This window comes from Enterovibrio makurazakiensis, from assembly GCF_050336585.1.
Lineage (GTDB): Bacteria > Pseudomonadota > Gammaproteobacteria > Enterobacterales > Vibrionaceae > Enterovibrio > Enterovibrio gelatinilyticus.
In genome coordinates this window covers 16503-30455 of sequence record NZ_JAKJSE010000013.1, presented here as the reverse complement: position 1 = coordinate 30455, position 13953 = coordinate 16503, and the positions used below count along the sequence as shown (strand labels likewise).

The window sequence follows — 13953 nt, the reverse complement described above, 5'->3', positions numbered from 1 at the left end:
TACTTCCTTAGTCATGACGTTAGTAGAGCGTACGAGAGAGCTTAAAGCCTCTGAAAATGGATGCCGTGAACGGATTGCTATCGGCTTCCGAATGCAATCTGTACATCACGTTACCTCGGTCAACATTGAAGCGATAATCGACACTGGTGGATGTTGAACCCACCACTTCCGCTTCTTCAAGCAAACGGAAGAATGCCCACGGGCCACGAATACTGATACTTCGGGGTGAAGAATTAGCCGCTACAGGCACCAAGGTCAGTTTGCTGACCGCAGATTCACGTAGCGTATTTGGCCAAATCAAACCGACGTTTTTACGCGGCCCATGGCTATATTCAACATACTGACCATCTATATTTATGACTGATCGGCGTTTATTGGCACTGAGTTCAACAGGTTCCAGAGTGAACTCTACATCCAGTACACCTTTTCGATTGAAGAAGGCTTGTTGAATCTGACGGGCTGAATCTAACTGATTGAGAACATCAGCACGGATCAATGTTTTCTCACCTTCGGCTGTATCAAAATCGCCCGCATCTTCAAGGAACATCTTCAAATTGTTCTCATAAAACTTGGTCAATATGCCATTCGGCGCAAAGAAGGACTCAAAGTCTTCCAGCGCAACGTCTTTCGATGATGCTGGGTTGAACGGGTAACGAGATGCCAACTTGGTGCGGAATTCGTTATACACATCATTAGTCCAACGCACTTCAAGGTATCGAATCGCTTCTTGACGAATCACATACCAACTCTCATCCGCTAGCTTTTTCAGCATCGAATCATAAGGTTGTGGCATACCTGTCGCGATGCGCTCCAACACATAGATAGGGTCGGCGCTGTTTAACGTCAGTCTCGCCTTTGTTGCTTCAAGCGCTGCTTTACCCACATCAGGAGAATCATTGATTGACTTCATGTAAGCGGTAAGTTGAGACACCGCATCCACGACTTCATCAAGATAAATAGGCTTACCCGGCTCCGTCGTCGCCAAGCCGTTTAGCTCTGAAAATTGATTATCAACCAATGCGGCAACACGGTATCGCGGCGATTTAACAAGCTCATCGCGCGCGGCATCGTTGTCAGGCAATGGCGGAAATAAATCCGTGTTGTCAGTCACTTCTTCGAGTAAACGGTGCAATGGTTGGTTATTACCCGTAATGCTCTCTAGCACCAATACCGCGTTGTGGATGTCTGGGAAGTATTTGATGTCTACGTCATTCATTGCGCGACGCCAGCTGTCGGAGTAATCAGCAATGTACTGGCTGCGAATTTTCTCGCGAAGCACACGCTTATCTTCGTCTGAAAAATCGATTGATTCAGTCTGGCCAAGTACCCAGCTGTCCACCAGCGCTAACTCTGAAACGGAATCTGATTCAGGAATGAAAAAACTGGTGAAACCTTTCTTGGTCAAAATGCGTGGAATTTCGAGGTCTTTACTCTCTTCTGTTCGCTGCGTAAACACCACGTCAAACACTGGGCCAATAGCAGTTGCCAAATTGACTGGCGCACCAAGCACTGATGTAGACGCCTGTTTGAGGTTACGATAAACCCGCTGTTCTATTGGCATTCGACTAAGTTGGCGTTGTGTCGATGCAATCAATCCATCATACGGAGCAAGAATAGCTTCAGCGTCATCTTGCCCATCTAAGCGATCACCCTCTAGATCCGTGTGCTGCATCGCGTAATCAAGGTGCTGCATCAAGCGCTCTTGAGTTTGACGATCGCCAGGATATTGCTCTTGCCACTCTGCCGCGAAGAAGTTTTGCACCATGTTTTGATAACGACCCTCATCATTGGTCATCATTCGGAACACGCGCAATGCAGTCAGCCTCTGTTCATCGTCCTGCGCGTCTGCGATTTCTGCTGCTGCCGTTTTCAATAATGCTGGCAAATAGCGATTTTCGAGCAAGCTTAAGTATGTGCGCTCCACTTCTGGACCAATAACATGACCTTGATACAAACCCAAGTCGGAGAGATGCTCTGGCTTATCTCGAAAGAAACCAAATTCCAGCGTTGCCTGTCGAATGGTATCCAGAGGTGCAAGAATATCGGCACCATCATCAATCACGACATCAGAGGTGTAGTTGGTTTCGTATTCATTCACCTTGGTTAACACCGCATCAGCTTGGTTGACGTTCTTCAAATAATATTGATGCCATGAACCAATCAGCAATACTGAGGCTATCGAGCACGCAACCACAGAAAGCAACATGACTCGGCGCTTTGTTTTTGCCACACGAAAATTATCTGACGCCAAGCCTGCTTCGGGATAAATCACTTTGCTGAACAGTTTTTGCGTGAAGTAGGTTGTCGAATTATTCGCGTTTTGCGCACTGTTTACGGCATGAGAAATACCGTAACGACGCGATGCGGAATCAATAAATGCATTGGTCGGCACGCCCTGCTGATACACAGAGGTAAAATACACGCCCCGCACGAGCGCAGACGTGGAGAATTGATCACTGCCAAATGCATCTTGCAGGAACTGCTTCATGACATCATGAAGACCCGCCATTTGACGACTGAAGCTATAAATCGCGGTACGATCTTCGCTGTCATATGTTTGCATCAGAATGGAAGGCAACATCGCGTTAACGCGTTCTACAAACCCACCAAAATCTTTATCAAATTCATTCAGCCAACTGTCGAGATCATCAACCGAGTCTAGGGTGAACGTGAAGCCCAGCACTTCTTCACGTTCTGCTTTGCTGCAATGACGGAAGAAGGGTTCAAAGCCATGCAAAAGATCGAGCTTAGTGAGCGAGACATATACTGGCAAACGTGTCGAAAGTGTTTCCATGAGTTCACGTAAACGTGCCCTCAGCAAATTGGCATACGCGCGACGCTCGCTGGTTGTGGATGTCGCCAAGTTTGCTACGTCCAGAGCGATCACCACACCATTCAACGGACGACGACTACGCGTTTTCTCTAGCCACTTGATAAAGTGGAGCCATAAACGACGCTCAAGCTCACCTTCCCCATCGTTACTGGTAGCACGTTGTGTCAGCAGTTCACCATCTGGGTCGATCAAAACAGAATCGTCACCAATCCACCAATCGAAGGAGAAAGGGTTTTCGCTTTTCTTACCTGAGGCACGCATGACCGATGAGAAAACAAAATTCTGACCGGAGCGATTAATTAGGCTTGTCTTGCCTGCATTTTCTGGACCCAACACTAAGTACCAAGGCAATGCATACAAATAATTACGCTTGTTTAGGCTCTTATGCAGCGCCGTCATCACTTGGTTTAGTTCTGACTCTTGACGTTCTTCAAATCGCTGAATGGGATCTTCTTGAAGCTGACGCTCTCGCGCTTGGTCAGCATGGTAGCCTTTGAGTTTTCGCCACTGCAAAAAGCCCCAGAGCGCTAGCCAAGCAAGGGAAAATATAACACTGGTAATAGCACGCGCAGTGATCGACGCGAGTGGTTGACTGTCGTTAATGGTCAGCCAAGGGCCGGCCCACCAAATAGCGACATTGAGCAACACAAAAATAGCCACCAATAAGATTGGTAGCCCCGCTTTCATAGCTGGCAGCATTTTCTGTAGAAGCGATTTGAACTTGCTGAACATAATGTTTCGATCCCTGATTTTTATTGTGCTTTCGCTATATTTTCGAGCCGCTGAATCAGCAATGGCTCCCAGTCAACCAACGACGTTCTGGTCGTCTGTTCTAACAAAATCTGATATTGCTGCTCTGCCATGGCAGACAGTTGATGACGACGCATGACATCAGCAGATAGCATGCGCCAGTAAAATTGATCTCGTGGTTCTGTTGATGCTGATAACCCATCGTTAAGCATGGCGAGTGCCACAGACAGACCGCCCTCGTCCGCCAAGGTAAAGGCTTCTTTTCGCTTTACATCCCAATCAGAAATCCCAGACGAGCCTGTGCTCGAGGTCTCTCCCTCATTTAACCAACGACGCGTTTCATCATTTACAAACGGTGCCCCACCCTTGAACTTGAGCTCTGCGACCAAAGGAAGGCGTTTTACAAAAGCACGGGTTTCGCTGGCAATGGTGTCTGCCCATTCAGCATTACCCAGTTTGAGCGCGATGCGATAACTGAGAAAATGACCGTCAATCCAATACGGGGCGACAGTGAGACTCTGTTCGACTTTGCGCCAAAGAGCATGATCAGCACCGCGATTTAGCTGCTCTTCATATTCTGAGATACGATCAAGCGATACTGGCATTAATTGGGTTTCGCCATTGGCTTCCGCTTCGGGTACGGAGGTGATAGAAAACCATACCGAAAAGCGACGTAATCGCAGCGACAGCGCAATGCCGCCGCCGTCTAGCTCAGACACAAACTCAGACACTTTAAGAAGCGTTTGCTTCACGGCGCGATCTGAGCTTCCATCAATTTCAAGTTTTCCAACGTTTGCGGCCGGTGAAGGTGCATTCGATGTCGGCGAGGATTCCGCACTGGTCGTAGCTTGCACGACGCGTTCGTTTTGCGTGAGCCGACGCTTCATGAGCGCCGCAACATCCTCTACCCCTTCGATAGGCAGATCATGCGCACTGGCAGCGCTTTCCAACTCACCCAGTGCCGTGTTGAGTTGTTCTTTTTGTTCTGCATCGAACATCGATGCATCAATTTTCTCCGCCGCTTTTTCTGTTCGCTGGATAATCTGCGAGAAGAATTTCCTACGAGGTAAAACACCCCGAGGACCCGGTGCTGGATGGCAGTTTTCCCAGTAATGCTGGATAAAATCTGCCAGTACAAACAGTGACAGCGTAAATCGCTCAGGTGACGCTTGATACTGGAGGCATTGCAACAAGTGCGTAAGCAGTTTGAGGTCTTTTGTACTATTTTCCATCAGCTTCAATGCACTTTGCTCGGCTTCTCCCCACTGCACTTCCGTGTGGGATAACGAGCCGACCTTCATCATTTGCCCTTCAACAAAATCTAAAAGCACATCCTCAAGTAGGCGCTCTCCCACGGGATTGTCACCGGCTATAGGCTTGGTAATACGTTGACGGTACGTTTGCATATCCATAAGCATTTCCTACCAGCGACAGACTTGGCGCATTGGGGCTATCGTTTTTTTGAGCGTCGATGTATCGAAGGTCAAATTCCCAATCGCATCCAAATCAGAACGAACAACGGCGCGTGGTCCTGACATCAAAGCGCTCATCACTTCAATCGCGGGCAAGCCACGTCCTGCCCTCATGATGTTACCAGTGTCATCGCTCAGCCATCGTTGCGTCACACTGGAACTTGCCGATGTGGTTACCGCGGCCTTTCCTGCCGAGGTTGCAGTCGGTAACACCAACTCCACTCGGCTGATATTATCGATACAGCTAAACATCAAAATGGGCATTTCAGACCGTTGTTGGTTTCGATCAGGCAGAGCTGTCGCTGTCATCCACATCCCTGATTTGGGTTCTTTCATATCGACATAACGTAAAACAAACCCGCCATCTTCCTCTCTGTCACGCTCACTGCGAGTGGCGCGCTGCCATGCTTCTGGCTTAAGTGCCACAAATGTGGTTTCCGTGGCTTTCTTCACTGGCGTATTGAATAGGTTGTCAAAGCAAGCGAGTCTTTCTAAGCGTCCAAAAATATCCGCACACACCTTGGCTTGAACCAACACCTCACTCGCAGCCATTTTGCCGTCAGAATCCTCTTTTGCAGACACCGTTATGGGGGAAAGCCAGCACGCGAATACAAATGAACCCACTACCATCGTTTTGGCCAGACGCATGATTAACTTATCTCCATTTTCAAACACTTATGTGCCAATGTGCGCTTAGGTAAACCCAAGCTCTCCGCGGCTTTTGTACGGTCGCCATCAAAGCTAGTTAGGCGCGATCGAATAACACTGATTTCGAAGTGTTGAACCGCGGCTCTTAGGTCCTTGATATTGGTGAGATCAACGCCGATAAAACTCTCATTTTCCACTTGATCAACATTGGGTAACGACGTGGTGCGTTGTTCAAAAACATGCTCACCAAAGCTCTCAGCGGAAATTTCTTCTCCGTTAGGTGTCATGGCGCAGGCGTATTCAATAAGGTTACGAAGTTCACGAACATTGCCAGGAAAGTCGTGACGATTTAGCAAGTCGATAGCGGCATAACGAATACCAGTGATACCCACACCAGCAGCTTGGTTATAGGTATTGATGAAGTGGCGACATAGCTCTGGTATATCCGCTTTGCGAGCAACCAAAGCAGGCACAAAAATCGGAAACTGATTGAGTCTATAGAAAAGGTCACGACGAAATTCATTGCTCTCCGTCTTCTCTTGCATTGCGACGTGGGTCGCTGCCACAAGACGAAAATCAACACGAATTTCTTTAGACCCACCCACAGGACGATAACTACGTGTCTCTAAAACACGCAGTAGTTTGGATTGCAATGCGAGCGGCATATCTCCAATTTCATCGAGGAATAAGGTCCCGCCATCGGCGTCAGCGATAAGGCCGGACTTATTGCGGTCGGCACCAGAAAATGCCCCTTTCTGGTGACCAAAAAGTTCACTTTCCAGAAGGTTTTCAGGGATTGCCGCACAGTTGATCGCCACAAATGCGTTGCCCTTACGGTCAGACAGTTCATGAACAGCACGCGCAACCAACTCTTTTCCAGTTCCTGTTTCGCCACAAATCAACACATTGAGAGACGACTGCGCAGCCGTCACCACCTTGTTCCGCATTTCCTGCATCTGTGCACTTTCACCAATCAAGACGCTTTTTAGTTCAAACGCTTTCTCTCTGTCCTTTTCATCTCGACGAATTTCAGCGATTGAGGTACTCAGCACCGAAATCTGACGATACTCCTCACCAAGATCGGTAATCATCTGGCATTGGTTTGTAAATATTTCACAGGTACGCGCCCACTGATGATCAGCCAATAAACTGCTTAATACGGATGCAGGCCCTGTCATCACCATGAGTGCATTAATGCGCTTCACACCAGGGGGTAGAGGCATGATCAACACACTCTCCCCTTTCGAACGCAAAGACATCAGATCTATAAACGCGGGGTTTTCTAACCAATAATTTAGCTTCGCGGGGTCAAGTAGCATGGCAGAAGCCGATTGAAACACATGGGCAAATGGATGTGTGAAATCGTCTACTTCCCACTGATAGCGGCTTTCATTGCCTTGCGCACAGAGCTTTCTTCCCTGCTCGCAGGGAAACATCACCCAAACATGTGAAACGCCAAGCGCCGCTTCCACCTGTCGCGAGAATGCGGCCGTTAACTGGCCTTTATCCCGCGAGTGGGTGATAGACGCTGCAATGGAAAGCCAATCAACCATTGTTTAAATGACCTCGCTAACGAATTCGCCGTCTTCCGCTGTCAAGCGAACACATTGAACAGGTTCACGCGCCGCCAATTTATTGAGCAATGCCAAAGACACAGGTGGCAGCAATTGGCCTTCAATAATGGCTTCAAGCATACGCGCCCCATTTTCTGCGCGGGTCGCTCGACGCTGAATTTCGCCAATCAATGCATCATCAATATCTGTTTCCGCTTTGTATCGTTGCTCGAATACCTTAACCAAACGCTGAAGCTTGCCTTTGATAATGGCGTTTAACGTATCGCCATTCAGTGGCAGATAAGGAACGATTTCCATACGAGCAAGAAGTGCAGGCTTAAAGAACGCTGCCAACTCTGGATACAGTTGCTCTTCGAGTTCATCGGGCTGCTCGGCAAAATCCACAATAGTTTGGTAGCCCAGGTTAGACGTGAGGAAAAAGACAACATTTTGGCAATCAATAACACGCCCTTCGCCATCGGCTAATTCGCCCTTATCGAATGCTTGATAGAACAGGTTCAACACCTCAGGGTGCGCTTTTTCGACTTCATCTAGCAGTACAATCGAGTAAGGCATTTTACGAATTGCTTCGGTTAAAATACCGCCCTCTCCATACCCGACATATCCTGGCGGCGACCCAATCAAACGCGAGACCGTGTGTTTCTCTTGGTATTCCGACATATTGATGGTGGTCAAAAACTGCTTTCCTCCGTACAACAACTCAGCGAGTTGCACCACGGTTTCAGTTTTACCAACACCACTTGGCCCCACCAGTAAGAACGCACCTTTCGGGCGACCAGGACGACGCAGATCAGCGCGAGCTGTCAGCAAGTGACGATGAATACATTTGAGCGCAACATCTTGCCCTTTAATTTGAGCGCCAAGCAGATCAGGTAGATGCGTAATTCGGCTTAGTTCATCAGTATTCATTTGATCAACAGGAACACCGGTCCAATCACCAATCACCTCGGCAACTTGCTGTGCATCAACGTGAGGATGAACCAAGCGATGGTTGTGTGGAATCGCATCGAGTTCTCGGTAAAGGGTTTGCAATGACGAGCGAATATCGTCGCGTTGCTCTTCGGTCAGCGGCTCTTCATCGTCGGCTGGCACGGCAAGGATCTGTTGGCGTTTCTCGACGATGTCATGTACTAAGGCTTTTTGATCTTGCCACGCTTCACGTAATGACGCTTGCTCTTGCAGGTCATTTGCTTCGTCAGCTTCCAGCGACGCCAATAGTTCGTTATCTACGTCATAGCCGAGCTGCGCTTGGCGACTTAACATATCTATTTGACGCTGACGCTGAACAGTTTTGGTTTCAAGCTCCGCTAGACGACGCGGCGGAGAAGTGAGATTTATCGCGATTCGGGCGCAGGCGGTATCTAGCACATCAATGGCTTTATCCGGCAATTGTCGTCCTGACACATAACGCTCAGAAAGCTCGGCGGCCGCAACCAAAGCATCATCGCTGATAAGTACTTTGTGTGCTTTCTCATAAACGCCGTGAAGACCACGCATAATATCTACAGCTTGCGCACTGCTCGGTTCATCTAACTTCACCAATTGAAAGCGACGACTCAGTGCAGGATCTTTTTCAAAGTACTTTTTGTATTCTTTCCACGTTGTGGCTGCCACTGTTCTCAGTTCGCCGCGGGCAAGTGCGGGTTTAAGTAAATTAGCCGCATCACCACCGCCCTCTTGCGCACCTGCGCCAATCAAAGTGTGGGCTTCATCAATAAATAGAATGATCGGTGTTGGGGACGTTTTCACTTCGTCAATAATGGCTTTGAGGCGCTTTTCAAACTCGCCTTTCACCGATGCACCTGCTTGTAATAAACCCAAGTCGAGAGACATAAGGTCTATGCCTAGCAGAGATTCCGGGACATTCCCATCCACAATGCGCTGAGCTAAACCTTCCACGACCGCACTTTTACCCACGCCCGCATCGCCAACCACAATCGGGTTGTTCTTACGACGACGGCAGAGAATATCGATCATCAGGTTTATTTCATCGTCTCGGCAAAGCACAGGATCAAGCTCCCCTTGCCTCGCCATAGCAGAAAAATTGGTACAAAAACGCGCTATCGCGGTCTCAGCTTCGGCTGCAATCGGGGTGTTACCGGATTTTGATGAGGATTTAACCGCGGTTTCAGAAGATGTTTCAGTAATACGGTCAAAGTGCTTTTTCACTGTCTCACGATTCACCGATTCTAACTGTCGAATCACGTTAAACGGTAAATAACGATCTGGGCGCATCAGTGCCGCCAGAAAAATGATGCCCGAACGAATCTCGACATGACCCATCTCTGTTGAACCCAAAAGCCATGCATCTTGAAGCAATTCCACCAAAAGCGGTGAAAACGAAGGCGTGCTTTCGTGGGCAATTTCTCGGCTCATGGAATCGCCGGTCAATTGGCGAATATGGCTGTGATCGATCTCGGCGCTATTGAGCAACATGCGCACATCACACAGAGGATTTTCAAGTAGAGCAAACAGTAAGTGCTCCGTCGTTACTTCAGGGTTCTGACGTTCAATGCTCAATGCGCCCGCTTGCTCTAATGCCAGCTTGGTTTGCGGGTTAAGTTTGCCAATTAGCGTGTGAAGTTCGATTCGAATCACGGATTCACCTGTTATTGAAGAAGTTGACTAAGTTGTGCGAGTACGCCAGATGTTTTGCTATTTAGTGCCAGTGAATAACCAATGAACACCACCACTAATAAGGTCGCAAAGCCTGCAAAGATCGTCCAAACCGGCATTTGCTTACTTAGACGATATTTGGTCGAAACCACATTGTCGGCAGCGCTGGTGAGTGACGATGGTTCGTTGTCTTCCAACTGACGTAACAATTGATGAAGTTTGGTGATGACCTTTTCGTACTCTTCTCTGCCCTTTTCCATCACTTTGTAGCGGCCTTCAAAACCCAGTGTTAGGCACAAGAAAATGAACTCAAGAAGGGGCTTGTACCGTTCTGGTTCACTTTCCAAACGCGACAAGATCGTGAACACTTTCTCACCGCCCCACGTCTCGTTGTGAAAACGCGTTAACAATGAGTGTTCAGCCCATACACTGTCTGCGCCCCAAGGTGTGCTCATGATCGCTTCATCCACAAACGAACAAAGGACATAGCGGTATGCAAGTATCACCGCGTGGTCGTAGTTCTTTTCCGTCAGTTCAACTTCAATGGCTTTCACTTCTTCAACGGCTTGTTTGTAAATAGCGTCCACGTTGTGGCACTCGGATAACTTTCTCACTCGCAGTGCCATACCAAGTAACGGTGTCGCAGCATCAATCAATGGGTTGATGTTATCGCCACGTAACTTGAACCAGTAATCCTGATCAGCGTCGATGTTTGCGGCTTCATCGAATAAAAGATGGTCGTAATGGCGTTCGCGATCGGGGGTATCGATATACATTTCAGCCATGACTTAACTCCTTATTGCCCAGAACTGCAGATCGATGTCTGGGAAGTTCCCTGCGACGTGGAAGGCGAAACCACTGGCGTTGGCTAACATGCCCCACGCAGCACTGGTTTTGTCCAATTGGTAATAGGTGTACCCCGCGTGATAAGGCAATTGTCGCGGTGCAACTGGCAATGGCGAGATGGGAATCCCAGGTAATTGAAGCGAAATCAGCTCGCGGATTTTCTCAACCGAAGCGACTTTGGTTTGTTGAACAAACAACTTGCGCAATTCTTCCATTGGCATGCGTGCACGTACAGCCAATATAAAGTCAGCATCGCGAACCATTGATGGATCTTGAAGCGGCGCAACCATGAGGCCGTATTTGCGTTGATGCAGTTGAATCGATACCGCTCTAGGCTCAAGCACGATGCTCAACGATTGACGAAGACGTGTCATCACAGGTCGGAATGAACCAACGGGCAAGTCATGCTGATAGCTACCAAACTCCGGAGCCATTCGGCTTTCATCCGTGAAGGTCGCTAATTCACCACACATAGACGACAAGGCTTCATAGAGACGCTCTGGGTGAAGGCTTCGCAAACGTGAAAGGTGCTGAAGTTGAGGTTGCATACGGTTAAGTGATTGCAACAACATGAAGTCTGATACATCGGCAACCCCGCCTTGGCTTGGCGCACCAATACGCTGTGAGATGTTTTTGGCTCGCTCACGCATTAGCCCTGCCATTTCACCGATAAAGCGGTGTAAAGCAGACACGGCACTCACATTGATGTGACAAGGAAGAAAGCTTTCATCCAGCAGCACACTGCCATCAGGACGTTTCTCAAGAATACGAGCGATCGCAATTGACGCATACGCACTGCGATCTTCTTTTTCCAGCATCAAACGCAAGCTAACAGGGCTGACATCAATTGGAGCCATGTCGCCTTGGTAGGTGTGAATGTCTCGTACTTCTTGGCTCGTCGACACATAACGGCCAGAGCCCGCGCCTTCTGGCCAACTGACTTCGGTGATCGAATCGCTTCGCAGTGGGATTGCCAGATAAACAATCTGATTTGCGAGTGAGCTATCTGCCACTTCTAACGCTTCAGGTTGAATGTCTTCCTGAGGAATTCGAAATACGGTGCCGTCGGGCATAATGCCTGTCGCACTGTCCAACGCGATGCGGCCAAAGCTTAGGTATTCCGCATTCAACGTCATTTCAGAAATACCATAGAGGTAACGACTAACCGCCGAAATCCTTTCGTCTAACACATATTCCATATTGCGTTGTTGCTGTTGAAAATGCTGTGGCTTAACGAACAGCCCCTCGTTCCATACAACACGGTTTCTCGCTGACATCTTTATTCCACTTTATCGAGTATGACTTCGTTCGTGTCGATGAAGAAAAGCAGGTGATACTTCCTGCCGATTGGGAGGATCTTGACGACTTTCTTCCATTCACTCACATCAGGGTCGGAATACCGCACCATGGTGGCGATGTAGCGGGTGTCATCTTCAATCTCAAATTCATCGACGAATTTGAACTGGCCCGGAACCATTGAATAATCACGATGGTCGACGTAATTGCTTTTCAGTGCGCCCTCAGCGTCTTCCGCCAATTGCTCAAAATCTGACGACAAGAACATGGAGTCGTCTTCTAGCTCAAAGACCTGCACTTCAACTGGCGTCGCGTCACCACTAATGTTTGGGTTTACGTTCCCTGTCGCCACGATGCTAAATGTCACCGTAGTCGGCTGATCTTGCGGGAGATCTGACCCCGCACAACCCGCGAGCTGTAGCAAGACCAGTAAGGCAATCAGACGTAACATCACGTTAGACCTCCAACTGCTTCTCACGAAGCTTGCGGTCATAGGCTTGATCGAACACTTCCCAAAACAGTTTCTCGAACCCTTTCTGCCTATCTGACGTCAATTCGTTGTAATAGCTTTTATACATGTTCCACGCCCATGCATCAGCGGACTCTGGAGTCACTTGTCCAGGGCGGCGATATGCACTGAATCGACGCATCAACACATCGGGTGAGAAGGCACGAAGGATCTGACCGAGTGCTTCGATTGTCGCGATTTGAACGGCCTCGTTATGATGACGCACGTTAGTCAGGCTCTCACTAATCGCCGAGGGGGCAGACAAATGTACGGCACTACGATCACGGTCGAACATCGTCTCAACCGTTTCTTGATATGGCAGACCAAGACGAAGTGGGTTGTCTTCAATCGGTTGAAGGTTTTTATTCATCACCCCGTAGCGGCTTTCTTGCACTTGACCATGCAACTCCAACAAACCTCGAACCGCAGCTTGAAGTGACGCTCCTAACTCTTCTGATAGTGCTTGCATTTCAGCCATGTTGTTGGTGTTTCCAGCTTGCGCACCCAACCCCCTTAACATAGGCCCAACCACTAAGTGGTTAGTGTCATCAGCGGATACGTTTGCACTGTAATCACTACCTGAGTAACCAGTAAACGCTTGCTCACCATGACCCTGTTCCGCGGCGTCCTGCTTTGCATAGTCTTGCCCGACTGCTCGTTCAAGGCGCTCAAGTGTTTTGTCATCCATAAGGGAATCCTCGTTGGTTAAAGTCTTTTTCAAAGTGATGGCAGAACTCATTTCATATTCGCTGTCGGCGTGAACAGTCCTTTCACTTCCATGCCATTCTTTGTCACGAGCGAGCAAATAGTCTTCGCGTTCTTGGTGTGGGGTTGGTGATTCCGTTTGATCGCTCAAAGGGTCGATCGTGGACGTGTTAGATGCTTGTATGGCGTCTAGTGCAGCAAGAGGGTCGTCAATGGCATCATCTTCTTGTATCTCATCGTCATCGTTTTCTATATCAGAACCAATGTCTTCTGCTCGATGCTGATGTAAGAACACATTTTCCAAGCCATGTTGCCCGACGGCCATACCTTCTTCAGTTAAGTGAATCCGGATTTCGTAAGGGCCAATAAGGACCATGTCGTTATCGTTCAGACGCACTGTTCTTCGTGCACCAACTGGCATGGTTGCCCCATTCATATAGCTCGCACCACGGGCATCCAAGAGACACAATTGACCATCCACTTCAACAATCTCGGCATGATGAGAAAACACGCGACCTTCACGGTCACGAAGGTGCCAATCATCTGAAGGGCTAGCGCCCAGAGTTCCACCACTCTGTGAAAACGTGTGAGAGGCCGACAAACCCGCCTCAAGGTGCTGAGTGTTCGTAACAACAAACGTCGCTTGCAAACGTGCTTCTTGACGTTCACTTTCCGTGCCCGAATAGTGTTGTGACATAGTTCCCT

9 protein-coding genes are annotated in these 13953 nt (G+C 48.6%); all 9 read right to left on the bottom strand.

Annotated features, from left to right (window positions below):
* Window positions 1-19 precede the first annotated feature (19 nt).
* From tssM to tagH, 9 genes are read right to left on the bottom strand one after another with little or no spacing between them, the layout of a single operon-like run.
* On the bottom strand, window positions 20-3565 hold the full coding sequence (gene tssM / locus L4D06_RS10825) for a type VI secretion system membrane subunit TssM (RefSeq protein WP_420791214.1): 3546 nt from the start codon (window positions 3563-3565) through the stop codon (window positions 20-22).
* Between the two features lie 20 nt (window positions 3566-3585).
* The gene (gene tssA / locus L4D06_RS10820) at window positions 3586-4995 is read right to left on the bottom strand and encodes a type VI secretion system protein TssA (protein WP_429739336.1); all 1410 of its coding nucleotides are present in this window, start codon (window positions 4993-4995) and stop codon (window positions 3586-3588) included.
* Between the two features lie 9 nt (window positions 4996-5004).
* Window positions 5005-5703: a type VI secretion system-associated protein VasI gene (gene vasI / locus L4D06_RS10815; RefSeq protein ID WP_274164254.1), complete on the bottom strand. Its 699-nt coding sequence runs from the start codon at window positions 5701-5703 to the stop codon at window positions 5005-5007.
* 2 nt (window positions 5704-5705) lie between these two features.
* A complete protein-coding gene (locus L4D06_RS10810; protein ID WP_429739334.1) occupies window positions 5706-7256 on the bottom strand; it encodes a sigma-54 interaction domain-containing protein in 1551 nt (516 codons plus the stop codon).
* A 3-nt stretch (window positions 7257-7259) separates the two neighbouring features.
* The gene (tssH, locus tag L4D06_RS10805; protein ID WP_274164256.1) at window positions 7260-9875 is read right to left on the bottom strand and encodes a type VI secretion system ATPase TssH; all 2616 of its coding nucleotides are present in this window, start codon (window positions 9873-9875) and stop codon (window positions 7260-7262) included.
* A gap of 11 nt (window positions 9876-9886) precedes the next feature.
* Window positions 9887-10678 (bottom strand): type IVB secretion system protein IcmH/DotU, encoded by a 792-nt coding sequence (icmH, locus tag L4D06_RS10800; protein ID WP_274164257.1) that lies wholly within the window; start codon window positions 10676-10678, stop codon window positions 9887-9889.
* 3 nt (window positions 10679-10681) lie between these two features.
* Window positions 10682-12016 carry a type VI secretion system baseplate subunit TssK gene (tssK, locus tag L4D06_RS10795; RefSeq protein ID WP_274164258.1) on the bottom strand — a complete coding sequence of 445 codons (1335 nt, stop codon included), beginning with the start codon at window positions 12014-12016 and terminating at the stop codon, window positions 10682-10684.
* Between the two features lie 2 nt (window positions 12017-12018).
* On the bottom strand, window positions 12019-12486 hold the full coding sequence (gene tssJ / locus L4D06_RS10790) for a type VI secretion system lipoprotein TssJ (protein WP_274164328.1): 468 nt from the start codon (window positions 12484-12486) through the stop codon (window positions 12019-12021).
* Window positions 12487-12490: 4 nt separating this feature from the next.
* Entirely contained in the window at window positions 12491-13945 is a 1455-nt protein-coding gene (tagH, locus tag L4D06_RS10785; RefSeq protein ID WP_274164259.1) for a type VI secretion system-associated FHA domain protein TagH, read from the bottom strand.
* Window positions 13946-13953 lie beyond the last annotated feature (8 nt).

Coding starts and splice junctions, on each gene's coding strand:
- tssM (WP_420791214.1), bottom strand. CDS start 3,565: ATGTTCAGCAAGTTCAAATCGCTTCTACAGAAAATGCTGCCAGCTATG.
- tssJ (WP_274164328.1), bottom strand. CDS start 12,486: ATGTTACGTCTGATTGCCTTACTGGTCTTGCTACAGCTCGCGGGTTGT.
- tssA (WP_429739336.1), bottom strand. CDS start 4,995: ATGGATATGCAAACGTACCGTCAACGTATTACCAAGCCTATAGCCGGT.
- L4D06_RS10810 (WP_429739334.1), bottom strand. CDS start 7,256: ATGGTTGATTGGCTTTCCATTGCAGCGTCTATCACCCACTCGCGGGAT.
- vasI (WP_274164254.1), bottom strand. CDS start 5,703: ATGCGTCTGGCCAAAACGATGGTAGTGGGTTCATTTGTATTCGCGTGC.
- tssK (WP_274164258.1), bottom strand. CDS start 12,016: ATGTCAGCGAGAAACCGTGTTGTATGGAACGAGGGGCTGTTCGTTAAG.
- tagH (WP_274164259.1), bottom strand. CDS start 13,945: ATGTCACAACACTATTCGGGCACGGAAAGTGAACGTCAAGAAGCACGT.
- icmH (WP_274164257.1), bottom strand. CDS start 10,678: ATGGCTGAAATGTATATCGATACCCCCGATCGCGAACGCCATTACGAC.